Genomic DNA, 25,169 nt, shown 5'->3' with positions numbered 1-25,169 from the left:
ATGGCAACAATAAAAGACCTGTTAGCGCTGGACTTTAGTAAGTCCGAAGCTGACAATATATCCGCTCTAAAAACAGCGATTGACAAAATTATCGAGGACTACAACCATGAAGAAGATAAGGAGTTCTTTGAAAAGGAAGCGGCAAAAAATATCGATGCGCTTTACAGCATGGTGGAAGAATATGCCCCGGAGGCGATTCCAAAAGCCGATAAAGAAAAAAGTGAAGCCAGTGGAAAAGAAAAGGCTGTAAAAGCTTCACCAGGTAGTTCGGACGGACTGAGAAAACTGGTTGATAAAGTCATCCGTGAACTTGACGAAATCAGGGATGACCATCCGGGTAGTGACCTGGAGGACATCCTTGAGAATACGATGTACGGGCTACAAAATGCCTTGGAATCTGAGGACGAAAACCTACCAAAAGGAATAAAGAAGGCGGTAGAACCTTATTTGAGCTGGGAGAAAACCATTGAACACAACCAATTGATCCGGCTGGGGTCTGTAGACCTTTCGGTAAAAGAAGGCCGGGAACAAGTTGCTAAAATCATCGCTGGCCTGCTTGCAAAAATTGGTAAAAAGAAGCCAAAGCCAAATAAACAGCTCCCCAAAAATGGGAACAGTAAAAAAAGCAAGGCAAAGCCAGAACTTACCAAAGCCCTGATCCGAGAAGTAATAGATGAGCTGACCGACCTGGGTATAGACTTGAAAGGTGAATCAGAAATTGTCATAGCCAGCGCAAGGATGGACCTGGAAGAAGCCCTTGACAGCAACGGTGACGAGCTGGAAAACCTGGTAAAAGAGGCTATACAAAATTTTCGGGATTGGCTCGATGAAATCAGGGAAGATCCTAAAGCCACATCTGCAATAGCCTTAGTCAACAAGCTAATAGTTGCCCTGGGTGAAAAGACTATCCCTGAGGTGGTTCCATCAAAGAGGGAGAAATCAAAGCAATTTATGGAAAAGCTGGAAGGCATTGAAGGGGACATAGAGGCCTGCCGTGCCGTGATCAGGGAGCATAACCGGAAGAAACGTGAAGCAGAAGGCCCAAAACCCAAAAAGACAAGGTACACGCAGCTCCGTGAGAAACTTTTGGCAGTGATCAGCATTATTCCCGACAAGCTGAAGGACGACCAGGAAGTACAGCAAAAGACCGAAGGGATTTTGTTGCATACCCACCGGGAGCTGGTGCGTGCCTGGGGTATGAGCAAAGTGAAAGCCAAAGCCGGTGCCAATGCTATCAAAGAGAAGTTTGATGCCCTGGAAGAAAAAACGGCAAAAGAAGAGAGAAAAACTATCCTTGCGCGCTGGAAAAAAGACCTTCCGGATGTTGACAAGCTTGTGCCCAAAATCAGCAAAGATAAACAAACGCTGAAAGAAGCGGCTATAGAGGTAATCAACCATCTTAAACAGGCGATTGCTTACTTTGAAGATGATCCCGCCAAGGCCGCGAAATACCTGAAGGCGCATTTTGAACAGGAGCAACTGGAAAAGCACCTGCCAAAGTATGTAAAAGAAGCCCTTAAACTTTAAAGACTTTATATCATGCAAAACAACGATTATTTACACCTGGAGTTTATGGGCATCAATGGACTGGCCATGGACTCCTTTTCCGAAGGCTTACGAAAAAAGATAAAGCTGTTCGGTATGATGCTTTCAGGCCTGGATGAAACGATAGGTACTGATGCGCTGGTATTACGCGATAAGCTGGGAAAGCTGGACAAAGAAATCTATGGTGACATGCTGGAAGAGTATGAGGAATACCTGGAAAATAATGAAATAATGGAAGGTTCTGCATCCGACAAGCCTAAGACCAAATCGGACAAAGAGCTTCTAGAGCAACTATGGAAAATGGGCAGAAAGAAAGGCTTGCGAAGGTCAACGCTCAGGGACATGGGGTTTCAGGTAGAGCTTTCCAGGAACCGGGTAAGTGTTGGCAACTTTCGACTGGAGCGCACCGGGATATTTGTGCATACCTATGACCTGGTCAGGACTTCATGATGAAGCATCAATATCAGGTGAGCATCTTTTATAGTACCCCCACAGGCAGGCCTTCCCATGCAACCATCAAGGTGGAAGCCGAGGATGAGTTGCAGGCCGAGAAGCTTGCCCGGGGTAAATTCTATAGTAAAAGAAAAAAGAAAGGCTACAAGATCAACGGTGGGGACGTTTACCGTCTCAGGTAAAACAACAGGAATAAACCTGAAATTCATATAAATCGAAGGATAGTAAGGGGAATTTGGCCCGTTTTTACTCAACCAAATTTCCGGCATACGTTAAAAACTGACTATGGAAAACCACGCAATCACCAACCCGAGAAAGGACTACAACTATAACCAGTTGCATGAAAACCTTGAAAAGGTACTCGGAAAAATAGGTCTGGTAAATACTGTAAAACTTTTACGGAGTGTGGCTAATGACGAGGATGTACAAGTGGGCGATCTGGACCGGACAAATGCAATAACACAGTACATCATTGCTCAGACCATCAGGGTCTTTGACCTTACACCCAAAAAGTTTTATACCAGCAATGTCAGGGAGTACCGGGATGCTAGGATGGCTGTTTATCACTTGCTCAGAAAGCACACAAATGAAAGTTTCGGCAAAATCGGTGAGCGGTTTAGCCAGAATAAACGCAATGTGATCTACTATAGCAATAAATGCTCAGAGATCCTTTCGGTTGCGCGGTACCATCCAGTGTTCCATGACCGCTATCAAACCATTGAATATCAAACTATCACATTCATTTCAAAATTACAGTAAACACCATGGTAGAAATAAAAAACGAAATAGAAGAAGCACTAAGCCAGAACTTTGCGGACATCGTATTTGAGGAAATGGCTGACGAAATCGAAAGTCCATTAAACCAGCCGGTCAAAGAAAAGGACATTGCTAAAATAGAGCTGGAAGTTCCGGAACAGACTGACCAGGGGGAAGCTGAAGGTATGGACGAAACCCCTGAAAAGGAAATATGGGACTATGATGCACCAGAGCAGGAGATCAATGAGGATTATCAGGCCACCCCGGGAGATGATACCATGGATGATGCTTTTGAACTTCCTACGGCTAGCGCAAAGCAGGTGGCCGATACCTTTATGGGCATTACCGATAACCTCATGGAAGTGGGCTGCGGCTTCTTTGTGAAGATCAAGAAGCACAAGGAATTCTATGAGTTCGATGAAATTGTACAGGTCATTAATGAGCAGAATGAGCGAAACGTTAAAAGGCTCATGCTGGATGAGGAAGATAAAGCCCTGCTTCGCCCATTGCTTGTTGCCATTGTCAAAAAGAAGAGTACCAAGCTCACACCGGAACAACAATTGCTGGGCGCTGCTTTGTCCATACTCATGAAAAAAGGACAGGCCGTAATGGAGATAAGGGCGGAAAATAAAATGCTTGTAGAGCGTATTATGGGTATCATTAAAGAAGAAAGAAATGCTGAACAGGACTTTGCAAACGGGAAGGCTGAACCTGACCAGGGTATTGACCAGAAAGATGTGGAGACTCCGGTTATGGAAGTGGTAGACGATGCTGAAATGATCGAGGCTGAATATGCAAATTAACCATCAGGTAAGCCGTGCGCCGGTTAGAAGGACTGAAGATTTGGAACGCCAGCCGATGGTCTTCCTGGTCTGTGGCGAAACGGGCGTGGGGAAAACCTATCGCAACAAGCTGGAGATCCTCAACTACATGCGTGATAACCCGGCAACCGGAAAGGTTGGGCGCAAAGCCCTGGCTTTCGATACCAATGATGATGACTATACCTACAAAACTGTTAGCCCAGACCATCTCAAATCGCTTGTCAATGTGCAGGCAAGAAGGATCAGGCCGTTTAATCCTGATGGCAGCCCAATGGATGATGATGAGAAGAAGGCGGTAGTTGCTAAAATCCTCAAGCACTTCAGAAATGGGTTGATTATTTTGGACGACCTTGACCATTACATGAGTGGAGCGAAGGGCCAGGCAATGATCGGGGCATTGTGTACGATTCGGCATAAGGGAATAGACATCCTGTTAACCCATCAGTCCATCGCTAAGATTACCACCTCCGAGTGGCAAAACTGTTTCTGGCTCCGGCTCCATCACCAGGTTGACGACGTTACCCGGTACAGGGAAAGGATCCCAAAATATTATCTGGTGCGGATAGCGCAACTCATTGTTGATGAACAGTACAACCTTGCATCAGATGCCTTTGCCCAGGGAGCCATTGATGACACGGAATATAAAAGGCGCAAAAGTTATTATGTGTATGTCAACATCAGAAACCAGAAGATCCGGGGGTGTAGCAGGGCAGCTTTCATCAGGGCGGCCAAAAAATACATAGATCAGGAAGAAAGTAAAAAGGTCAGGATGATGCTTAATGAAAGGGATTTTAAGGACAAGCCGGTTTATAAAACAAGGAATGATGCAATTGTCAAGTTAATAGCTGAATACCTGAGGTACCATGACGATTGTAGTAATATTTGGAATAGATACACCAACTATGGTGGACATAGATGAACTTCGGCGACAATTAACGGAACTTGATAAAATTATTGAAGAGCTGAAACAGGAAAACTTCATGCTATAAGCAATTCATTACTAAAGGATATTCTGAAAACAAAGAAGACTTAGTGGATTTTTTCAAATAAGTAGCTGTCATAAAAGCAAAAAGAGTAAGGATTATGAACGCGATAAGCCGTCTCTTGCCTTACTCTCTAAATACCGCTCCTGTTTAATAGTAAATTCCTTATCAGTCTGATTTACTGGAGTGATTTAGGTTGCGATCGGAAAAAAGCCAGCCCCTTTTCGGTAACTCGAAGCTCATAACATTTTTTACCAGCAGGCCTGATTTCAATAAATTGATGCTCTTCACAATAGCTAATGGTATCCCGTGAGGCTTTTGAGGCTTCTGATAACTGGGATGCAGGTACCAGGATGTACCCTGTTGTGGGATTGCTTATATCTCCAGAGGCAGATTTAAGAAGCTTAATTAATTCAACGATTGTTAAATCTTGTTGTAACCGATTTGAGAAGTTGATCATAGTCGCGAATATAAGTTATTAGCTTGGGGGATAGTCAACAGTCTTTCTGCAAAATTTTTAAGGAATTGACCGACAAGCGTATTTTGTATGTTATCATGGATAAACAGGATTTAGCTCAAAACACTCTGGGCATTGTGGCGCCTTCTTTGATATTGTCGAAATCGCCTTTCCGCAGCCATGATAACATCGTTCATTATAGTTTCATCTCCCTAGTTAGACCAGGAACCATAAAAACTTCTGCAATAGGGAGCTAGGGGATCACACTTTATTGTTACTTGGCACCTTATGCAGTAGCCATTCATAGTGGTGTGTCTTTTATCGTTACAATGCTTTGTGAAGTTGATCGCTTTCCTCTCAGAGGCTCGGATTATTGACTCGGACCCCCTCCTTGCGTCTTCGTACATGTCTACATCGGCAATAGAATTTATAAAATTCCCATCTCCCTAAAATAATTTTTCCTGCTAAATTCTCACTTTATTTTCCGTGTTCATTAGGAAATTTGTCGGCAATTAGATTTAGTTTAATACCGTGTTCTAAATACGCCTTTAGTCCATCCAACACTGTCGTGAAACCGCTCGTGTTGTCTTTGATCGCTTGAATTAAATCTTCACCGGTTTGGCTAAACCCATAGTTTTTAATCACTACATATGTCTCTTCATCCGAAAGGGGGGTAAATACAAAATCTACAATTGTTGCAGGGCTGTCCCATTCGACGGATATTTTCTTTTGAGGATCAATTTCTTTGACTCTTATGGTATCGGACACTCCATACGTTTCCCACTCCCAGGTTATGGTTTTACCCGTCTCAAGCTTTCCACTAGACTTACTAAACCAGAACTTGGTCGTGATAGAAGGGTCAATGAACGCCTGAAAAACTATTGAAATTGGCTTTCTGATAAGCATCTGTGCTTCCACGACCGGTATTTTGTTCTCCATTTTAGTTAAAGTATTTTTTCTAAGTTGCTCTTTATTGTTAATTGTTCAGAATGCACTTAACCCTTCACTTAATTTATTCAACGATTTTCTTGAGTCCATCTATTACCACAGCCCAATTTTCAGAAGAATGTTTTGCTTTTTCTTCATCATAATTAGATTGTGTTATAGTCAGCTTTGTTCCCATTTCTATTGTTTTCACTTGGTACGTAACCAAAAGGTAATTTTCCGGTTTATCCTCCAAGCCGCTCCAACTACTTAAATAGCTGTATGAAAGTTTGCTATGGGGAACAAATTCCATGACAAAGCCCTTGTCAGTGTAGGATGAACCTTCATACTCTCCAGTCCAAAGAATAGGGCTACCTATTTTCCAATCTGTTTCCTGATTCGAGCCAAAGAAGTATTTCTTTACAATTACCGGATTGATCAAAGCATCCCAAACTTTTTCTATTGGAGCGGCAATTTCAGTTTCATAAGTAGATTTGAATTCTTTTTGCATATTATTAATTATTAAAATTTGTTGCAGCATGTTGATGAACATAGCTTTTGATTGGCCCAAAGCTGAAAAATAGTCTATATTAAAATCGTTAACTCGCTTTAGACATTTAACCGTTAATTCTAACCCTTTTTTGGTTAAGCTAACTACTTTTGTCCGTGTGTCCTTTAATTGTTCTGATCGAGTTACCAGTCCTTTTTTTTCTAATGTCCTTAAAACGGTTGAGGTTGTCATTTTGTCCATTTGGGCGGCACCAGCAACAGCAACTTGGATTGTTTCTTGCCTATTCTGGATCAGCCAATAAATAGCAGTCAATACCGTCATTTGTGGGGAGGTGACACCATAATCTCCAATTAATAGGTTTTTTCTGTTCTGCCAATCAATGAAAACCCGCCATAGAAAATAGTCTGGACTATCATTATCATCTCTAAACTGGAAATCATTGTAATCAAACATGGTTATTAAATTGTAAGTACAAATATAGTAAGTTAACTTACTATATACCGAAAATTGTTGGAATTATTTGCGTTATGAAATATTACTTGGTTATTTTAAGTGAAATATGAATAGTAATCCCGATTGCTTTTAAGATGAAATAGACGTTACGACTTGTTGAGGTTCAGCTCTGGATCTAATTGCCGTTATTTTCAATCAAAATATGACCTATTTCCTTGGAACTGTAAGGTTTTGATAAATGCTGATTGAACCCCGCTTCTATCGCTTTTTCCTGTGCTTCTTTATGGCTATAACCTGATGCGGCGATCAAACAGTTTTTGTAGCCACTTTTTCGTAGCGCTCTTGCAACTTCGTAACCTGACATATCCGGCAATCCAATATCAACAAATGCCACTGTTGGTTCCTTATCCTGAATCAATTTTACAGCATCTTTTCCATTGTCCGTGGAGTACACTTTACACTTATGTTTTTCCAATAGTTTGGAAAAAGTTGATAAAATATCAGGATTATCATCAACTAAAACAATTACAATATCCTGAGGTATTTCTGCTTGGGTCTTATCTTCTTTTGATCGATTCAGTTGGATACTACCGTTAGCCACATGAAAGCATATCTCAAAAGTTGTGCCTTTGCCTAATCCACCACTATCCACTGAGATAGTACCACCATGCAATTCAACAAGGTTTTTTACCAATGCCAAACCAATACCTAGACCTGATGCAGCTGTTCCTTCCGGAGTAATCTGATAAAATGGTTCAAAAATACTGTTTAATTGATCAGGTTGGATACCAAAACCATTATCTGTAACCTGAATACAAACATACTTATCTTTTTTCCATGCTTTGACTTTTATCTGACCACCCTCTGGTGTGTACTTGCAAGCATTGCTTAGCAGATTCAAAAAAATCTGTTCTAATCGTGCAGGATCTGCATTGATATAAAGATCATTTTCAATATCCAGATCCAGTTTTTGATTTTTTATGTCACACTGCCTATGTATGGTAAGTAATCTACTGCTAAGTATTTCACTGACATTGACCAGCTCTAATTGCAATCTTATTTTATTACGTGATACCCTGGATAGGTCCAGCAGATCGTCCAGAAGTTTGGTCATGGTATTAATGCTTCTGGACATAGTGTCGATTACATCCTCTGATTTGGCAATTCCAGTTTCCACGATTTCAGCACTTCCTTTAAGAACAGCAAGTGGATTACGTAATTCATGACCTAAAATAGCCAAAAACTCATTTTTTCGTTTGTCGGTTTCTTCCAAACGTGTTACAGCGTCCTTAAGGGAGGCTTCCAATTCTCGTTGTTCAGTAATATCTGTGTTAGTGCCAAACCAGCGAATAACAGTTCCCTCTTGGTTGGTAATAGGCATAGCCCTGGAGAGGAACCACCGGTAATCTCCTGAAGCGCTTCTTAAAGGAAATATGTCCTCCCACTCCTCTTTCAATTCCAGGTGTTTCTCAAACTTTTCGGTCACACGGTCAACATGATCAGGATGATGAACCTTCTGCCACCCCCAACCTTTCATTGCATCTAACGAAGTACCAGTATAATCATACCATCGCTGATTGTACCAGAATATGTACCCTGTTTCATCGGTCATCCAGGCAAGCTGAGGAATGGCATTTGCCATAGTTCTAAACTGTTCCTCACTATTGTAAAGATTTTCCTGATGTTCTTTTGTTCTTACTGCTGTAGATAGCATATTAGCTACTGATACCAGAAAGTTGGCGTCATCTATGGTATATTTTTCATGCTTTGTGCTATGTACACCCAACACTCCAAACGGAGGGTCGGAGTGGTTGATGACGCAACTCATGCCGCTGACCACCCGATGATTTATTAATAGATCAGGGCCTGTAAATCGCTTTTCTTCTGATAGTTTTTTAACGATCACTGGCTCATTGGCCATTAAGGTATACCCTGCCTGAGAGTCTCTATCATCGGGGACAGTAGCTTTACCTACCAAACCTTCTTGCCATCCTATTCCAGCTACCATAAGCAGGTTCTGTTGTTCGGGCTGATACTTTAATACCTTGCAATAGTCAGCGTTCAACACATGTGCAACTTGTCGAACAGCCTGGTGCATCAATTCTTTAGGATCTGTACCGTTAAGGGCCAGCATTCCTAGTTTTGCCACCACAGCCTGTTGCCGCTCGCGTCCCTCTGCTCGGTGGGAAAGGTTTTTGATTTCGGTGACATCCTGAAAGACCAGTACCACTCCCTCAATTTTGCGTTCCTCCGTCCTATATGGTGTTATCTGTCGGATATACCACCTTCCATCATAAGAGCATTTCTCCTTTTTTATAGGCTGAAAATTATGTAATACTCTTTTACACTCCTCTGCAAGATCATCATCCACCAAATCCCGACCTAAAGAGTATATTGGACGACCTATATCCTTAGGGCCCATTTTTAAAAGTTGTTCTGCGGCAGGGGTGTACCGTTGAATCTCCAAAACCGGATTAAGGAATATTGTAGGAAGATCTGTACTGGCAAAGAAGTTCTCAACATCGTTGTTGGCATTTTGCAACTGTTGTATCTTTTCTTTTAGTTGAGAATTTACGGTGCTTAACTCCTCATTCAAAGAGCGTAATTCTTCAGAGCTGGCTTCAAGCTCTTCGTTGGCAGACTGAAGTTCTTCGTTGGTAGATAGAGCCTCTTCATGTGATGCCTTAAGCTCTTCGGTAGTTGTTTCAAGTTCTTCTATAGTATTCTGAAGCTCTTCCCTTGTCTCGGCAAGTTCCAATTCCAAGTTTTGACTTACATGTGTTTCATCAGCGCTCGTCACCCCTTCTATATGTTCATAATCAGCCTCATCAAGTTCTTTAAACACTATACCGACAGTCTCGTCCATGAGGTGTTCATCGTATAAAGGAATCAGTTCAAGGCAAATTGTCCTCTTATGATGAGGTTGCTTGCTTTCAGAAGAGATGTCACAGTGAAAAATAAGCTTTTCACTACTTTTCTTTACCTTATACAATCCACTCCGCAATCGGGATCGTAATTCTGGAAGTACAAGTTGGGTAATATCATGACGCGGTTCACCTGTAGGGACAATCAAATATGGCTTTAGCTCTCCATGATAGTATAGCACATGATTATCGCGATTAACAACTATCATAGGGGGAACTACAGCTTTCAATATTGACTTTCGTATTCTTTCCGACCGGGTAATTGCAATCCGGTCCTTGCCTACTTTAAATGTCTCAGGTCGGTCGGTGTTGTTTTTAATTCGTTTCCCCGTGTGGAATGTTTGGTAGCTTCTTTTTTCTTCGAGGCCAGGTATTTTCTTATAAATTCGCCATTTTTTTGAAACTGGTTTAAAAAAGTGTGACCTGTTCCCAAAGGACTCGGAGCTACCTAAAAATAAATAGGAGTCACCCTCCAATGAAAAATAAAAAGAATCCAATACCCGTTCCTGTACCTCTTTTTTAAGATAGATCAACAGGTTCCTGCAACTTACAAGATGGATATGGGAGAACGGAGGATGAGTAGCCACATTTTGAGTCGCAAAAGAAATAAGATCACGAACCTGCCCCTTTATCTTGTAGTAATTTTTATACCTTACAAAGTATTTATCCAGGATTTTTTTTGGCACTTCTCCCGCTACACTGGCCGGATAAATTCCTTTTCTCGCCGTTTTTATGGCATCTTCATCAATATCTGTGGCAAATATTTTGACAACATTCTTTTTCTTTAGTTTATCCAGTACCTCTAGTAGTAGGATGGCAATGGAGTAAGCCTCTTCGCCACTGGCGCAACCGGGAACCCATACCCGAATGTCCTTTTCTGAGCTAACTTTATTGATTATTTCAGGTAATACTGTCTCTTCTAATATTTCATAAGCTTCCGGGTCCCTAAAAAAATCAGTGATATTTATAAGCAAGTCTTTCGTCAGTTGCTCCCTTTCCTTTTCATCGCTACGTAGTTTTTGAAGATATTCACTATATCTTATAGTTTCGGTGAGACTCATGCGCCTGGCAATCCTGCGCTGAATTGTTGCTGGCTTGTACTGTCTTAGGTCAAATTCTGCATACTCTTTAAGAATCGCGGTAATCTCCTCTAAGTTGTCAATACCTATAAAAGGTTTTCTTTCCTTTCCTTGTCCCTCAAAAGAAAGGACATGATTGACGTAGCTATCAAGTATTTTATAGATTTCTTTAATAGAAACTATTTTATCTACAACGTGCGCTTCTATAGCCGATTGAGGCATGCTAGGGTGTTCAGCAGTATTTGGGTCTTGCACGAGAGACAGGCCACCGGCAGCTTTAATAATCCGCAATCCAGCCGTTCCATCACTGCCAGCCCCGGAAAGTAATACACCGGCACATTCATTTTTACAGTCGTTGGCCAGTGAACGGAACAGGTGATCAACAGCTTTTCGGAAGCCGTGAGGATGCTTCGGATCGATCAGTTTGATCTTTTCATCATTAACTTCAAGATAAGTATTAGGAGGGATTACATAAATGTGACCAGCTTCTATTTCCTGACCATTTTGAGCATCATGAACTGATAGGGTTGATTCTTTGCTTAATAGCTCGGTGAGTACACTCTCGTGCGTAGGGTCGAGGTGTTGAACTATTATAAAAGCCATAGGAGTCTCGGGGGGAAAGGTACTGACGAGTTCTTTCAACACTTTCAATCCTCCGGCAGAGGCACCTATTCCAACCGTTAGTTTCAGCTTCTGTTCCATATCTCTCTTTTAAACATATAAGTTCACAAGGTTTTGATGTCTTACCTTAAACAAAAAAGGTACTTCATAGTTCTCTATACAAAGCGTTTGGATTAATTATTAACTGAAATAATATCCCCTACAAATATATTACTATTCTAATAGTTGCATATTAGTTAATTTTGCACATCTTGCTTCATATATTTTGCAGGGCTTTTGTCGCTTTCAACTAAAATTATATATGCGCGATCTGGAAAAAAAGAGAATGAAGGTACTGTGAAACAGTTAAATCTAGGAAGTGATGTCGGATTCATGGCTATTTTCGAAAAAGTCGCGGTGGCAATGTCTATTACCGACATGCATGGGAAGTGGTTACACTTGAATTCTGTCTTCACAAAAATGTTGGGCTATACTCGTGAAGAGCTGTTACAAAAAGATTTTAGGCAAATCACTCACCCTGAAGAGAGAAGCGATGATATTGGCATAGTAAAAAAAATCATTTCTGGTGAAGTGGATGAATTTACTAAAGAAAAAAGGTATTTACATAAGAGTGGATCGGTAGTTTGGGGAAAGGTTCACTTGTCAGTAATAAAAGATAAGCAAGGAAGGGCGCAGAATATAATAGCTACCATTGAGGATATTACCGCTCGTAAACAAGCGGAAAAAGCTCTGAAGGAAAGTGAGCAACGTTTCAGGATGCTTGCCGACAATATCCCTAATTTATGCTGGGTGGCCGATCGGGAAGGTTGGATCTATTGGTATAATTCTCAATGGTACGAATATACGGGTACCACTCCCGAACAAATGGAAGGTTGGGGCTGGCAATCAGTTCATGATCCTGAAATACTCCCAGTTGTGGTAGAAAAATGGAAGACCAGTCTACAAAATGTAGTACCATTTGAAATGGTATTCCCAATCAAGGGTGCTGATGGCGAATTTAGACCATTTCTAACTCGGGTAGTACCGGTCCAGACCGGAGAAGAGGCGACACTTCAATGGTTCGGCACTAACACCGAAATAACTGCCCTCAGAAATGTCGAAGCTAAATTGCAATATCAAAACAGTTTGCTAAAAGCTTTACAGGAAGTATCGCCATTGGGCATTTTGGTTGTTGCTCCCTCAGGTAAGATGGAGGTATTCAACCAAATGTTTGCATGGATGTGGAAGTTCCCGGCAGAAATAATGGATACGCAATTGGATGCTTTTGCCCTACAAACTGCACGAGAACAACTAATTGACTCTGAAAACTTTATAAAGAAGGTACTGCAATGCTATAAGAATAGAGAGATCAACCAGGAAAAGTTATATTTTAAAGATGGAAGAATTTTTTATCGCCATGGTTCACCGATAAATGGTGATGGAGGCAGAAACTATGGCTATGTCTGGTTTTTCCAGGATATTACGGAACAAGAAAACCTGGTAAAGCAAAAGGATGAGTTTATAGGAATTGCCAGTCATGAATTAAAAACCCCATTGACCGGTGTTAAAGCGATTGTACAATTGATGGAGCACCTTATACAATCCGGTTCCTATGACCAGTTAAATAAACTTGTTGGCAAGGCAAATTTACAGGTAAACAAACTATCCACACTTATTAACGACTTACTTGATGTTTCAAAAATCCAATTCGGTAAAATAGAATATTCTTTTACAGCATTTAAAATCAGCGAGGTAATTGAAGATAGTGTGGAGCAGGCCTTAATACATTCTTCAAAGCATAAAATTAAAGTGGAGGGTAATACTAACATTACCATTTTTGGTGATAAAATTCGTTTAGAACAGGTCATGACTAACTTACTGTCAAACGCTGTAAAGTATTCCCCGGATGCAAATGAAGTTGTAATTAGCGTTCTAAGATTAAGAGGTGAACTCGAGGTGGCTGTCAGAGATTTTGGTATTGGTATCAGCAAGGAAGAAGCCACACAGCTTTTCAGTAGATTCTACCGCTCAAGAAACCTTACCAATCAGTTTAAAGGTATTGGATTGGGATTGTATATTTCTTACGAGATTATCAAAAGGCATAACGGTAAAATATGGGCCGAAAGTGAAGGTGCAGGTAAAGGCTCCGTTTTCAAATTCAGGCTACCATTACATTCATAGGTCATGAGGGCTACCTATCGGGCCGTGAAATTTTAACAGTAGCCCCCTTCGAAGGAATACTTTTATAGAAAAATATTTCCCGATTGACCAGTACAGTGACTACCAATGCCAATTTTTAAAAAACTTGATTCTGCCAAATCAGTGTTTGATATTTTCCTATGGAAGCAGAGTGAGAGCGAAGTTAAATTCTGCATTTTTTCTTGCGTCCATCAATAATTATCTCGTTACACTGGACTTGATACTTGACTCTCATAGCTCCGAACCTCAGAATAACTTTATTTTTCAAGCTTGATTTTCTTTGTGTTCTCATAGCGGAACAAGTCCAGTGCTTTTAGTTCTGCCGCAATCTTTTCTTTCCACTCCGCAACCTTTTGTTCGTTTCTTCCGCTCTCGGTTTCCATTGCCATACTCAGGCGAAGCTCAGATAGCTCGGCTGTAATTTCATTGTTGATTTGACTAACAATGCTCATGCCCTTGGCTATTTGCCCTTTATTTTCCAGTAAGCGCTTTCTGAACTTTCGTGCCTGGATTTCGGAGAGGTCAAATTGCATTTGCTGATACTCAATTATCTTTTCAACACTCACCACTCCGGTAGTGTCTATCCAGGACGCATTTCCTGAGAAAACATTGGTAACGTTTTGATTGAAGTTTCTTTTCATAAAGTCAAACCCGCCAGCGACATGATTCATGTAGAATTGACCAAAAACGACATCACTATTTGCATCACTGATCTTTATTTTAAAATCATCAACGCTCAGCCTGTCTTCCGCGCTCCAGATTTTTTCTCCCTCTTGTAATTGCTGTCCGAAACCCGGTTTCAAACCCATGGCGCACACTATAAGCGCGTAAAATATTTTCCTCATTTTTGGTTGGTTTTATTGCAGCCTCCGCTTTGCCGAAGGCCGCTTATCAAAGTTTATTTTCTTGTGTTTATAATGGGGTTATATGACCCTCTTTAGAATATTTGTACACCACGCTTGCACTTGGGGAATTTTTATATTCTTCATTATAAGTAAAGCTGCCCTCATCGAGAATGGTAAATGACTTAATGTAACTGTCTTCATACGCGCTGGATTCGGCAACCCGAACTATGGATTTTACTTCACTATTCACAATCCCAAAAGCATAAATTCGGCTTGAATGATTATATAAGCTAATGTCCTGCTTGAATAAGACTAACAATAATCTGATCCCCTCATTTTCAATACTCGCCAGTAATTTCACCTTAGAAGTGCTTTGTACATTTTTTATCCAATTATCCCTTGTTTCGGTCAGGATTACAGGGCCCTGATCTTTTGTTATGACGGTGTCAGATTTCATATCCTCTCTCCATCCGTTTATAATGTCAAAGTCATAGACAAATGCCTCTTCTGCGGGCGTTAATTCACTATCAGATACAAGCCGTGCCGTATCTGATAATTTTATCTCCTGAATAATGCCGATAGCAGGGCTTTTATTCATTATTGATACCAGCATGAGTTCTTCCGAAGTAAAGTTTTCGTAAGAGAGAATGCCTGTATTTTCCTGAGCAGTAGAGCTACTTTTACACCCTGACAGATAGCCCGAGAGGGTAATGATACAGATGATGATTGTTATTGGTTACCATGGTTTTATAAAGCCCTTCCGCTTTATTGGGCGGAGGGGTCTTTTCAATATTCATGTTTCCAAGCTAGGCGCTTTTACAATTTCAATGTGACTTCGTCCAATGGAATTTTTAATGGCAGATATTCAACATCTCTGCAAGCGCCTTCTCAAGCATCATGGATAGCATAGGACAACAATTTTTGAGCAATCTCATCATCAGGCATTAAACTGTTTTTCCCTTCGCAAGACTCATCTATTACATCTAAAAAGTAATAAAAATCAAATAGATTAAAATACGTTACACCGTTGAAGGTGTACTCTATGTTACCTTCCGTTTTCTCGATTTCGAAAAATGCTAAATCATTACCTAAATCAAATGGTTTTTCCATATAAACTTCAATAACTTCCGCCTCGATATCTAAAGATTTGTTGCGACAAAACTCATCAAAGGAACCTCCTTTTCTAAAGTAAGTAACCAATTCTACAAGCTTCATATTTTTCAAATTTTATTTTCCCCAAATTGAATAACCTCCAACGCCACCTGGATGCATTGTTTCCCAAAAGATACCACCAGGAATACTTGGGTGCTGGCTTTTTGGAACTAATTGCATAACTCCTTCACTAGTATTATGATGCCATGTCCATCCACTGGGAGACTTACCAATTATCGAGCCTGAGGCAGATTTAGGAACGTCAATTCCCAACTCGCTCAACATTCGATTTGATTTCAATGCACTATTTAAAGCAATGTTTGCTTCTTTAAAATGCATATACCTTGAAATCCCCGGATAAGATTTCGATCTTAATGACATCTCATACGCAACAGAATAGAATCTTCCTGTCGGAACACTCTCTCTGACGACCTCCTTAGCCGTTACCGCTACCTCATCCAAATATAAAGTATTTTCGAGGAAATCACCACCGCCAATCTTCATTCCATTTGCCCCGAGCGGATCTTTCGGCAGAGCCGCTTTTGGTGCTGAGCTGGCCAATGGCGCTTTTTTCACCTCGCTCAGTGGCATAGGTAAAAGCTCAGTATCAGGAATTTCAGGTCTGGCAATAGTAGGTACGGTTGGCGCTACCGATGGGCTTGGCGTTGTCAACTCACCAGAAAAGAAGGGCTTGCCATGACGCAGAGCGGCAATCCCCTGAAAAGTTCCTCCAATAAGCCCACCGGCTATAATACCAATAGCATAGTCTTTAGCTGTCAAATAAGGATCACCGAAATACAAGGTATTGCCCACACTTTGTATTGGCATAGACGCAGCCGACCCTGCCATACCTCCGATAGACCCTGCTATAAAGCCTCCGGCTCCTGCCGCTGCACCACCCATGGCCGTAAAAGCCGCTCCCCCGGTGGCAGCACCTACTGCCCCGGCCACGGCACCGATACCAAAGGCCACCATACCATCACCGAAGCTGTCTATCTTGTTCCAGTGTATTGCTACATTGATAGCACCGCCAATGACCGCCCCAATACCAATCGCAATTAAGGGGACGATTTCACCTGACGGGTCAGTAAAGTTGGCCGGGTTGTTTGCTATGCCCGTATAAGGGCTATGGAACTGCCCCTGCGGGTCTACAGCATAAAACCTGCCCAGGTCACTGTCGTAAAACCTTGCCCTGTAATTATGCAGGCCCGTTTCCGCATCATATTCCTGGCCGGTATAACGGTAAACATTGGGAATAAACCCTTCTTCCTGCCTTACAATATTGCCAAGTACATCATAATCATAGCGAGCATCCACTGTACCACTTGCCGTGACCACCACCCGCGTAGAGCCCAGGTGATCTCTGCTATAAAACTTCACCTGCGGTACGGAAACCTGCTGCACCGAAAAATCATCAAAATACACCTCGCTATACTCGCGGCTTTCATTGCTCACATAGACCACCGCAAACCCCTCACGGTCGGCCACCATCTCCAGCTCTATAACCTCATGTTTGCGACCGGTGCCATCCTCATAAGCCGCTTCGGTAATCGGTTTATAGCCATAGCTTACCGGGTTCATATGCTTATCAAAAAAGATGTAATTCAGGAACGCCTGAGGCACACCCTTCTCATCTGCCTGTAGCCCTGCTGCCCCGATGGAAAGCGCATTTTCAAAAGCCGCCTGAAACAAATTACCTTCCGCCCCGGCAGGGATGCCAAGCGATTGCACCAGCTCCGCCGCCAATGCCGCAGGTACAAAACTTTTGTTGTTTTCAGGAGCCTTCAGGTACTTGGCCGATACAGTCATCTTTACCGTATCACCATGATAGAGCTGGAGCATCTTCGTTACCCCGACTTTCTTACCCGCTTCCCCGGTAAGCTTCAGGGCATAAGATGCATCCTTTGCTTTCGTGGCATTGAAAAGGCTGGCATTGACGATAGGTGCCTGGCGATAAGACTCACCAAACTCTTGTTCTTCATCTGCCCGTTTATCCGTTTCAAAAGTAGCGGTACTCGGCGCGAAGCCCGCGTTGGCATAAGCCGTTACCGTTTTAGAAGCGATCAGCCCCGTAAGCCCGTAAACAAAATACTTCGTATGCCAGTCCCCTGCATCAATCCGCTCCTTCTCGATCATTGGGTAATCATTCATGCCCCTGACATACAGGGTATAATGTGTATCACTGCCATCAGCAGGGACCGTGGTCTTCATCACGCGCTCACCATCCGCCCTATAGCGGTATTGCGCCACACCACCCTCATAAACAGTGCTTAAAGGCTTATTGAAATAGCTGTCATAAGTTATGTCGCTTAATTGTTTGGTCTGAGAGCTGGTAATATTACCATTGGCATCATAGCTGAACTGGTCCGTACTGCCGGAAATGCGGCTTACGCGGTTGGTGTTATTATAATAGCTGTAATGTTGCTGTGTACTGCCTTTCTTTATACTCAGGATATTGCCGTTAGGATCATAGCCGGTGGGGCTCCCGACCCCGATGTCCCAATTATTATCCGCACTGTTGTCACTCACCACAAGCCTGCCGAGTTTGTCATAGCGGTACGCATAATGATAGGTGGCAGGTACCCCGTCCAGGGTAGTGATGTCCTTATAGTTATAAGTCGTTCGGGCTATCAGTCCGGAATGATAAGTGTCTCCGCCATAGCCATTACTATAGCTGATATCCTCCCTGAAATACGGATCATCAATCTGTACCAGCTTACCCGTGCCGTCATATTTGAAATTACGGACAAAGCTGTTGTTGTTCAGCTTCTCCCGGCTCAGCCCGCCATTCAGCCCGTAGGTATAAGAAGCGTAGGCTTCAGGCGCACCGGTTTCACCAATGGCAATCAGCCTACCCAGTCTGTCATAACCATAAGTAAGTGTACCCAAACCGGGCACCACTTCTTCAATCAGGGAACCGACATTATTCCTCGCATAGCTGAGCGTTACCGTTTCTTCACTGTAGTCATTAACCCGCAGCCCCTTGGTTTTCATGCCATACCGGTCATACGTGAAATACTCGTTTACGACATCATTGTTACCCTCGTAATAGGTTGTTGTCCTGATCAGCTCCCCCCGGTGGAAAATATCATCGCCCAAAGCGGATTCATAGGTATGATGCTGCCTTGCTTTCGTGTCGGAAGCCGCCGGGCCAGCGCCATTGGCCAGGCTTTGAAGAGTGCTTTCATTCCATGTCCCTGTATAGATACCGCTTTCAATCACACGGCCTTCCCGGTCATATTTTAAATAGCTGATCGTACCATTGCCATCCTTAGAAAAGACCAGACGGCCTGTATTCTCATTATAAACAGACTTTGTAGTCCCCTGATCCGGGCCGTTTTGCTGTTTCACCCGGCCTAAGAAGTCATAAGCATATGTCTTGATATAAGCATTCCTGTCCACCTCATTATTCGGCGGGTTGTGGAAGTTGGGCGGATAGACCTTAACCAGGTGACCATAAGTGTCATACTTATAAGTAGTCGTGGTATAGATCGTATGGCCATCCACCCAAACTTTACCATCAGCGTATGTCAGTTTCAGGTATGATTTATTGTTGAGCTGCCTTGCCCGGGCATCGGCCACCGAGGGCGCAGGGCACATAATACGGCAATACTTGTTATTGAAACAGTAGTCAGGATTATAGGCAATAGGCGTACGGCAATCATAATCGTAATACCTGACCGGTGTAGGCCCGCAACTGATCCGGCAATTCTGCGCATTGAAACAATAATCAGGATCATAGTCTATCGGCGTGCTGCAATCATAATCGTAATAGACAATATCCGGGACGCATAATATCCGGCAATTGTTCTCATCAAAGCAGTACTTCGGATTATATTCGATAATCGTGGTGCAATCGAGATCATAATATAAGGTCGGTTCCGGCAGTTCAAAAACTACCGTTGCGTAATAGGTCTTATTGGCCTGCGCCTGAAACGTGCCAGAGATGTTAACTTCTCCATCCACAATATCCCCGGCGCCCGGTGTGGTGCCTATTTTTACCCGCGTCTTATACGTCTCCACATCTGCATAGTCATAGCTTACCTCACTGCTGAAGGGAACTGAAAACGCATGGCTTTGCCCGCTCGTTACGGTTTTATTTGTATAATGGGGCTCCTGGTCCGTACCGGTAACCGGGCCGGCTTTTTCCAAAATTACATTGCCTGCCAGATCCCTCATGGTAATCTGCTCGTTACCATCAGGAGAAATAGTTTTTACCACGCTGTATTTACCCCCGGCGTAGCCCAGATCAATATCCGAAGTGGTGAGATATTCAATACTTCCATTTTTACCCGACCCCAACTTATAAGTAGTGCCGGGGCTGCTTTGTTCTAAAACCCTGCCTAACGGTGAAGTTTCATACCGGGTAGCACTGTAAGGGTAATAACCGTCATTGTTCAGGTCCCTTACCTCACCATACATGTAGCCGTTACCGCGGTTATAGTTTGTGATAAAATTCTGACGATAACCGAAATCCCCTGCTACCCGCGTAAGTTTTGCCGTGACATCGCCCCGTCCGAGCGCATCATAAAGCTGCTGGCTGACCAATAAAGTGGTGTCACTTTCCTTGCCCTGCTGCTGCAATACCTTACCCGCAGCATCCAGGTAGGTAGTGCTTTCTATAGGATCAGCATAGACGACCACATTATCGACGGCATATGCACTGGCGCTTCCATAGCTGTAATGGAGAAAGCCAACCTTTTGGATACCGCTGGTGTTAGCCCTTAAGGGCAGGTCGTTGAGATAAAGCCTCCCGTCCACAAAATAATCAGCCGTGCCCCTTTCCGTATTGACTACGACCTTGATGCGGTAAGTGGTGCCTGCTTCCAGGTTTGTTTTTATAGTGCTCCACTGGCCATTATGGGTTTGCAACTTATTAGCGGAGAAATCGAGCCATACGGCATTTTCAGCACTTCCATTGCGCAAGTCCCATCCATCGCCGCCCAGGGCCAGCCCCAAAGCATGGTTATTGCCGGGCTGGGTCATACGCACATCAAATTCAACACCTACATTGCCCGTTAGCTCTCCTGACATATCCAGATAATAGATATCGGCCTGTCCATTGGTTGCACCACCGCTACTGGTTACGTGCAGTTCACCATTTTCAAATTTAAATACAGGCGTTGCCCCGTTGCTATTCTCCTGATATTTCCAGTGCGGATTGTCTGTTGCAAAATCTTCATAAATCCCATCTTTGGCCTTTATGGTGGTGGTATGCGCACTGGGTGGGTCTGCGGTATTGAAGCTCCCTGTTTCGCGGTAGCCGTTATACCCGGCAGAGGTTGAAAAAGGTGTACCGTCAATGCCTATGGAAGCCACCGCATAGCCAAGGCTATTGTATAGTTTCCGCGTTATCAGCCCTTCACTGCTGATGGAGGCGGTAGCATAGAGATGGTCTTTGTCAAACGAAGTACTGGTAGCATAAGCATCTTCAGGGTAGAGCCTGAAATTATCCGTATACATTTTGCCGGAGGTGGCATATATCCCGTCGTACGTTCCATAAGCATAAGAAGCAAGGGTTTCTATGATTTTCACCCCATCCAGCATCACCTTAATCTTACCACCCTTTCGTACAGTAAGGTGGTGCCATCTCTTATCATTGGCAAAGGTGTAGCTTTCAAGCAGGGTTCCGGTGTAATAGACCTTAATGGCATCGCTGTAGATGCGCACCGTGTAGCCTGAGTTTTGAGGGGCGTGCGCCGGCGATTGCTTTCCAAAATGATAGGCCAGGTAGCCAGTGCCGTGGACCAGCTTGTAATCAAACTCCGCAATCTGATTTTTAGAGGTGCTGACAGCTTTATTGCTGTAAAGGTTGGCGCTCTGGGAGGCGTTATCAAATTTCATTGTCCCATTGTCAAATTGCCAGTGAGACGTGCCCGTCCAGCTTCCCGAACTGTTGATCAGGTCATGATCATCAAAATCAGCACAAAGCACTTCTGCGGGGGCTGCATTATAAACAGTAGCAACCTGAACACCATAGTGGTCATAGACATTGGTGGTGTAGCGATCATCCATATCTTTGGTGCTGACAATATTAAAGTCCCGGTCCCTTTCGGTGATGTTGGTTGTGATGAGCCAGTCAGACGTTGACGGATCACCATTCCAGGCACTGAAATCCGGTGAGCCGGTACCTTTCCATGTATAGCTGCGGTAAGGCATCGGGGCTGTAGTTTTTCCGGTATGGGATTTCCAGCGGGTCGCCGTGCTGGCAATTGTCGTGTTGTTCACTTTTTCACTGGTCTGCACTACCGGCCCAAGGAATGTACCTGTGAGGTTAGGATCATAAGCCTCCCACCAGTATTTACTGGATGTGGTGATGACATCTTTACTGCCGGAGCTGTTATAGTTTTCAGCCACCATCGTGGCTTTCTGCCCTTCAGTATTGTAAGTGTAGCGGGTTTCGGTACTCAGGCCATCTACCTTGCTATATTGATGAACAGGCCTGATATAACGTGACTGGTATTGCAAGCCTCCGGCCTCATTATAATTAAGGTATAAAAATCCTTTATAGGTGGTTTTGCTGACCGAAACGTTATTACCTTCCTTATCATAGCCGTAAGCAGCATAAGCCGTCCCCATCAATGTGCCTAAATTAAAACCGGGGTTGGCCTGTTCATCCGGAAACGGAAGGCTGCTTTCCTCAGAGCTTAACCCATTAAAGAAATACGTGTCCGTATAACCGTATGGCGTGGATGAAGCGCTACTACTTCCCGGAATAACCCTTGCCTTATTAAACTGCGCGGTTATACCGCTCACATCCGCCTTGGCCGTGTTAGTGGTATAGCTAAAGGCTGTATATCTTGATTGGTACCCGTCATTGACCTCTACTTTGCTGACCACCTGTCGCGTAATCTGCCCTGAAACCTGACCATCTGCCAGGTAGCTAAGTTGCAGGTTCGTTGCCCGGTCAGGACAACTGCCGTTATATGAAGCAATGATCTGTCCGTTAACATATTGGCGGGAAAGCAGGTTAAAGCCATCGCAGGGAGGGCCATCTATTTTCCGGCCTGTTAGTGTGATCAATCCTGCATCTTCGCCATTATCAAACTTTTGGATATAGCTGTCACTTCCTGACGTGTAGATGGCGAAAGGTTCCATGCCGATGCCGTAATGGGGCTTGCCACGCAAAGAGGTATTAGAAGTTGTTGCCAGCTGCGATACGGTGCCATCAGCCTTACGTTTGTAAAATTTATAGTTGTTATAAAACAGACCATCAGGCCCGGCCATTTGCTGGTAGCCACTACTGCTTAAATTTACACTTCCACTCCAGGTACTCGTGTTGGGATTATAAATATTGCGCTTTCCAATACCGCTATCCTTATCAGTATAAAGAATGATATCCTCACCGTAGGAAGGGGCGCTGAAGGCAGCATATATATATTGCATGCCCGAAGTACTTCTCCACTGCCCGCCGTCATAGCGGTAGGCCTTGATCTGCGTTTGAGGAAATTTAAAGGCAACCAGGTCATTTCCTACGATATTTATAATGGCATCATTGTCCTGTATGTCTATGTCGGTTCGCTGGTTGACATTGTAATTCCCGTCCCAATTAAAGATAAACTTGTTGCTGTTTAGAAATAAGCTTTCACCGATCAATACAGCAAAAGAGTTGGAGGCGTACCAACGTACCAAATCGTCGGGATGTGTATCCACTTCATAAGTTTCAGGAAATTTGCTGCGCGTCCACTCCCGCTTACCATTAACATGGTATAGTTCCACATCATCGCTGCCGTAGGTGCTATGCCGGATGATGTAGTTGTTGGCAGCCGTGTAGTTAAACACCTCTTTATTGCCTGCATAGGCTATAACCTTTTTCTCCCAACCGTGACCATCCCAGGTGATGATGTGCAGGTCACCATCTTCACGCTCTCCCACGGCCACGAAGTTATCTCCTCCCATCAGGGTGGGCTGTCCGCCGCCTAAGTCAAAGCTTTGCCCGAAGCTTACCCATTCGCCGGGGCGCTGCGGGTCTTTATGATACGCATAAAAAGAATAGCTTTGGCTGGATGTCTTTTTCAGAAAGGCAAAGTAATCCCCCATAGCCACGACCTGGATATCCCTGTAGCTTCCATATTCATAAACTACGTTGTTGATATTAAAGATATCCCGGCTGATCCATCTTCCATCCCATGTGTGGGCCTGTAGCTTGAATGCCGCACCGGATTTTTTGGCTTTGCCGTCAGCATCCAGCTCATGCCAGCCCGCCAGCACAAAATTATTGCCCTGCCATACCGAAGGAGCCCCATAACCGGCGGGTGCTGTTATACTCTTAAAACGCTCCGAATGTGAAAGCGTAACCGGTGCATAATGGTAATTGACTTTGCCCCCCATAGCCCCGGTGATAGAGGATATTTTGCCTATGAGGCCACCTGAACGCTCATATTCAAACGCAATACCGGGCGAGGTTTCTCCGAAGCTGTTGGTGGATTTAATTGAAGTTAATAAGCGTTTGGTGCTATGCCCTGCCCCGAGCAACTCGTAGGTAAAGCCCACGGTATTCAGCTTTAAGCCATAGGGGTTGATCACATCGATATGGTGCAGGTATCTTTTTTGATAAACTTCCTGGTAGGCATCCGGTTCGGCCTTTTCCTGATGAGGTTCTACATATTCGCCCGCCTGCTTATCGGCATAGATAAAATTGATCTTAGCGCCTGTCGGCCCGGCGATCTGGCTGAGATAGGAAGTCTCTGTTTGTTTTTTGCCACCGGCTAACTGATTTGCTTCTTCATAGCGGAATGTCATTTTATCGCCGAGGCGGTTTTGGGTTTCGGACAAGTTCCAGATATAGGCCATCGATGAGGAATTAGTGCTGCGTGTGCTGCTGCCAATCCAATTACCATGCTTTACAACCCACTGGATAGTATTCCGGTTGCTGTTTTTATTACCGAAAGTCATGATCACGCCATCTCCGCTTATTACCTTCCATTCTTCAAGCGCAGGGTTATAAGTTATGGCTGTCGCTGATTTTTGTTCTGTAGTGTAATGCTGGGTAGCACCGTTCCTGGTCAGTACAAGTTTTTGGCTGACCCCGCCATCCATCAGGTAAAAATCATCATCTTCCCGCGTACCGGTTTGTTTGTGATCTACAATGATTTTCGGGAAATCCATCTGCCAGCTCAAGCCGATCACCCCGGCGGGAGCGTCCCTGTTCCAAACCGCAGCTTGCCGGCTGACACCTGCGGAATTATAAGATATGCTGACATTGGGGGAAATCCCGTTTTGACCGGGAAGGGATACGAGGTTTAAAGGAAAACTGACTTCTCCTGTAAACAGGTTGACAGCGCTTACGGCACCACCAGTAATGTCGCTGCCAAGCTGAAAGCCCGCTTCCGGGGCTTGTGTTGGGGCATCGCCCTGGGCAATAGCGTCTATGGATAATGCACAAAAGAGTAATGCAATCAGGAATTTCGTAGGTTTCATGATTAATTAAAGGTTGAGATAAATTTAATTTTGGGGATGGCGAATAT

General features: G+C 43.6%; 14 protein-coding genes. 7 read left to right on the top strand and 7 right to left on the bottom strand.

Annotation, left to right across the window (positions count from 1 at the left end):
* The 6 genes from LVD17_RS00215 (at window position 1) to LVD17_RS00190 (ending at window position 4,494) form a co-directional block, all read left to right on the top strand.
* Window positions 1–1,527: a hypothetical protein gene (locus tag LVD17_RS00215; RefSeq protein ID WP_233763850.1), complete on the top strand. Its 1,527-nt coding sequence runs from the start codon at window positions 1–3 to the stop codon at window positions 1,525–1,527.
* Window positions 1,528–1,539: 12 nt separating this feature from the next.
* Entirely contained in the window at window positions 1,540–1,995 is a 456-nt protein-coding gene (locus LVD17_RS00210) for a hypothetical protein (RefSeq protein WP_233763848.1), read from the top strand.
* Window positions 1,992–2,180 carry a hypothetical protein gene (locus LVD17_RS00205; RefSeq protein WP_233763846.1) on the top strand — a complete coding sequence of 63 codons (189 nt, stop codon included), beginning with the start codon at window positions 1,992–1,994 and terminating at the stop codon, window positions 2,178–2,180. Before LVD17_RS00210 ends, LVD17_RS00205 begins: the two co-directional genes overlap by 4 nt.
* 103 nt (window positions 2,181–2,283) lie before the next feature.
* Window positions 2,284–2,757: a hypothetical protein gene (locus LVD17_RS00200; RefSeq protein ID WP_233763844.1), complete on the top strand. Its 474-nt coding sequence runs from the start codon at window positions 2,284–2,286 to the stop codon at window positions 2,755–2,757.
* 5 nt (window positions 2,758–2,762) lie between these two features.
* Window positions 2,763–3,557 (top strand): hypothetical protein, encoded by a 795-nt coding sequence (locus tag LVD17_RS00195; RefSeq protein WP_233763842.1) that lies wholly within the window; start codon window positions 2,763–2,765, stop codon window positions 3,555–3,557.
* The gene (locus tag LVD17_RS00190; RefSeq protein ID WP_233763841.1) at window positions 3,547–4,494 is read left to right on the top strand and encodes a zonular occludens toxin domain-containing protein; all 948 of its coding nucleotides are present in this window, start codon (window positions 3,547–3,549) and stop codon (window positions 4,492–4,494) included. The genes LVD17_RS00195 and LVD17_RS00190 overlap by 11 nt, the downstream gene beginning before the upstream one ends.
* Window positions 4,495–5,492: 998 nt before the next feature.
* On the opposite strand, the gene LVD17_RS00185 is transcribed toward LVD17_RS00190, so the two are convergent.
* The 3 genes from LVD17_RS00185 to LVD17_RS00175 all read right to left on the bottom strand — a co-directional run bounded on the left by LVD17_RS00185 (window position 5,493) and on the right by LVD17_RS00175 (window position 11,608).
* Window positions 5,493–5,954, bottom strand: a complete 462-nt coding sequence (locus tag LVD17_RS00185; protein ID WP_233763839.1) for an SRPBCC family protein — start codon at window positions 5,952–5,954, stop codon at window positions 5,493–5,495.
* 73 nt (window positions 5,955–6,027) lie between these two features.
* Window positions 6,028–6,903: an SRPBCC domain-containing protein gene (locus LVD17_RS00180; RefSeq protein ID WP_233763838.1), complete on the bottom strand. Its 876-nt coding sequence runs from the start codon at window positions 6,901–6,903 to the stop codon at window positions 6,028–6,030.
* 175 nt (window positions 6,904–7,078) lie between these two features.
* Window positions 7,079–11,608 carry a chemotaxis protein CheB gene (locus tag LVD17_RS00175; protein ID WP_233763837.1) on the bottom strand — a complete coding sequence of 1,510 codons (4,530 nt, stop codon included), beginning with the start codon at window positions 11,606–11,608 and terminating at the stop codon, window positions 7,079–7,081.
* 255 nt (window positions 11,609–11,863) lie between these two features.
* Between LVD17_RS00175 and LVD17_RS00170 the strand changes: the two genes are divergently transcribed.
* On the top strand, window positions 11,864–13,687 hold the full coding sequence (locus LVD17_RS00170) for a sensor histidine kinase (protein ID WP_233763836.1): 1,824 nt from the start codon (window positions 11,864–11,866) through the stop codon (window positions 13,685–13,687).
* Window positions 13,688–13,962: 275 nt separating this feature from the next.
* Here LVD17_RS00170 and LVD17_RS00165 read toward each other — a convergent pair whose 3' ends face one another.
* From LVD17_RS00165 to LVD17_RS00150, 4 genes are all read right to left on the bottom strand, one after another.
* Window positions 13,963–14,550, bottom strand: a complete 588-nt coding sequence (locus LVD17_RS00165) for a hypothetical protein (RefSeq protein WP_233763835.1) — start codon at window positions 14,548–14,550, stop codon at window positions 13,963–13,965.
* A gap of 67 nt (window positions 14,551–14,617) precedes the next feature.
* Complete coding sequence (locus LVD17_RS00160; RefSeq protein ID WP_233763833.1) at window positions 14,618–15,148, bottom strand: hypothetical protein; 531 nt, start codon at window positions 15,146–15,148, stop codon at window positions 14,618–14,620.
* A gap of 290 nt (window positions 15,149–15,438) precedes the next feature.
* Window positions 15,439–15,765 (bottom strand): hypothetical protein, encoded by a 327-nt coding sequence (locus LVD17_RS00155; RefSeq protein WP_233763831.1) that lies wholly within the window; start codon window positions 15,763–15,765, stop codon window positions 15,439–15,441.
* A 12-nt stretch (window positions 15,766–15,777) separates the two neighbouring features.
* Window positions 15,778–25,122 carry an RHS repeat-associated core domain-containing protein gene (locus tag LVD17_RS00150; RefSeq protein WP_233763828.1) on the bottom strand — a complete coding sequence of 3,115 codons (9,345 nt, stop codon included), beginning with the start codon at window positions 25,120–25,122 and terminating at the stop codon, window positions 15,778–15,780.
* Between the last annotated feature and the right edge of the window lie 47 nt (window positions 25,123–25,169).

It is taken from the genome of Fulvivirga ulvae (assembly GCF_021389975.1).
In the GTDB taxonomy this organism is placed as follows: domain Bacteria; phylum Bacteroidota; class Bacteroidia; order Cytophagales; family Cyclobacteriaceae; genus Fulvivirga; species Fulvivirga ulvae.
The sequence above is the reverse complement of the archived record's forward strand: the minus strand, read 5'-3'. Positions and strand labels throughout refer to the sequence as shown.

What these genes read in the sequence shown, in the direction of transcription:
- LVD17_RS00215 (WP_233763850.1), top strand. Translation starts at nt 1, where the DNA reads ATGGCAACAATAAAAGACCTGTTAGCGCTGGACTTTAGTAAGTCCGAA.
- LVD17_RS00210 (WP_233763848.1), top strand. Translation starts at nt 1,540, where the DNA reads ATGCAAAACAACGATTATTTACACCTGGAGTTTATGGGCATCAATGGA.
- LVD17_RS00205 (WP_233763846.1), top strand. Translation starts at nt 1,992, where the DNA reads ATGATGAAGCATCAATATCAGGTGAGCATCTTTTATAGTACCCCCACA.
- LVD17_RS00200 (WP_233763844.1), top strand. Translation starts at nt 2,284, where the DNA reads ATGGAAAACCACGCAATCACCAACCCGAGAAAGGACTACAACTATAAC.
- LVD17_RS00195 (WP_233763842.1), top strand. Translation starts at nt 2,763, where the DNA reads ATGGTAGAAATAAAAAACGAAATAGAAGAAGCACTAAGCCAGAACTTT.
- LVD17_RS00190 (WP_233763841.1), top strand. Translation starts at nt 3,547, where the DNA reads ATGCAAATTAACCATCAGGTAAGCCGTGCGCCGGTTAGAAGGACTGAA.
- LVD17_RS00185 (WP_233763839.1), bottom strand. Translation starts at nt 5,954, where the DNA reads ATGGAGAACAAAATACCGGTCGTGGAAGCACAGATGCTTATCAGAAAG.
- LVD17_RS00180 (WP_233763838.1), bottom strand. Translation starts at nt 6,903, where the DNA reads ATGTTTGATTACAATGATTTCCAGTTTAGAGATGATAATGATAGTCCA.
- LVD17_RS00175 (WP_233763837.1), bottom strand. Translation starts at nt 11,608, where the DNA reads ATGGAACAGAAGCTGAAACTAACGGTTGGAATAGGTGCCTCTGCCGGA.
- LVD17_RS00165 (WP_233763835.1), bottom strand. Translation starts at nt 14,550, where the DNA reads ATGAGGAAAATATTTTACGCGCTTATAGTGTGCGCCATGGGTTTGAAA.
- LVD17_RS00160 (WP_233763833.1), bottom strand. Translation starts at nt 15,148, where the DNA reads ATGAATAAAAGCCCTGCTATCGGCATTATTCAGGAGATAAAATTATCA.
- LVD17_RS00155 (WP_233763831.1), bottom strand. Translation starts at nt 15,765, where the DNA reads ATGAAGCTTGTAGAATTGGTTACTTACTTTAGAAAAGGAGGTTCCTTT.
- LVD17_RS00150 (WP_233763828.1), bottom strand. Translation starts at nt 25,122, where the DNA reads ATGAAACCTACGAAATTCCTGATTGCATTACTCTTTTGTGCATTATCC.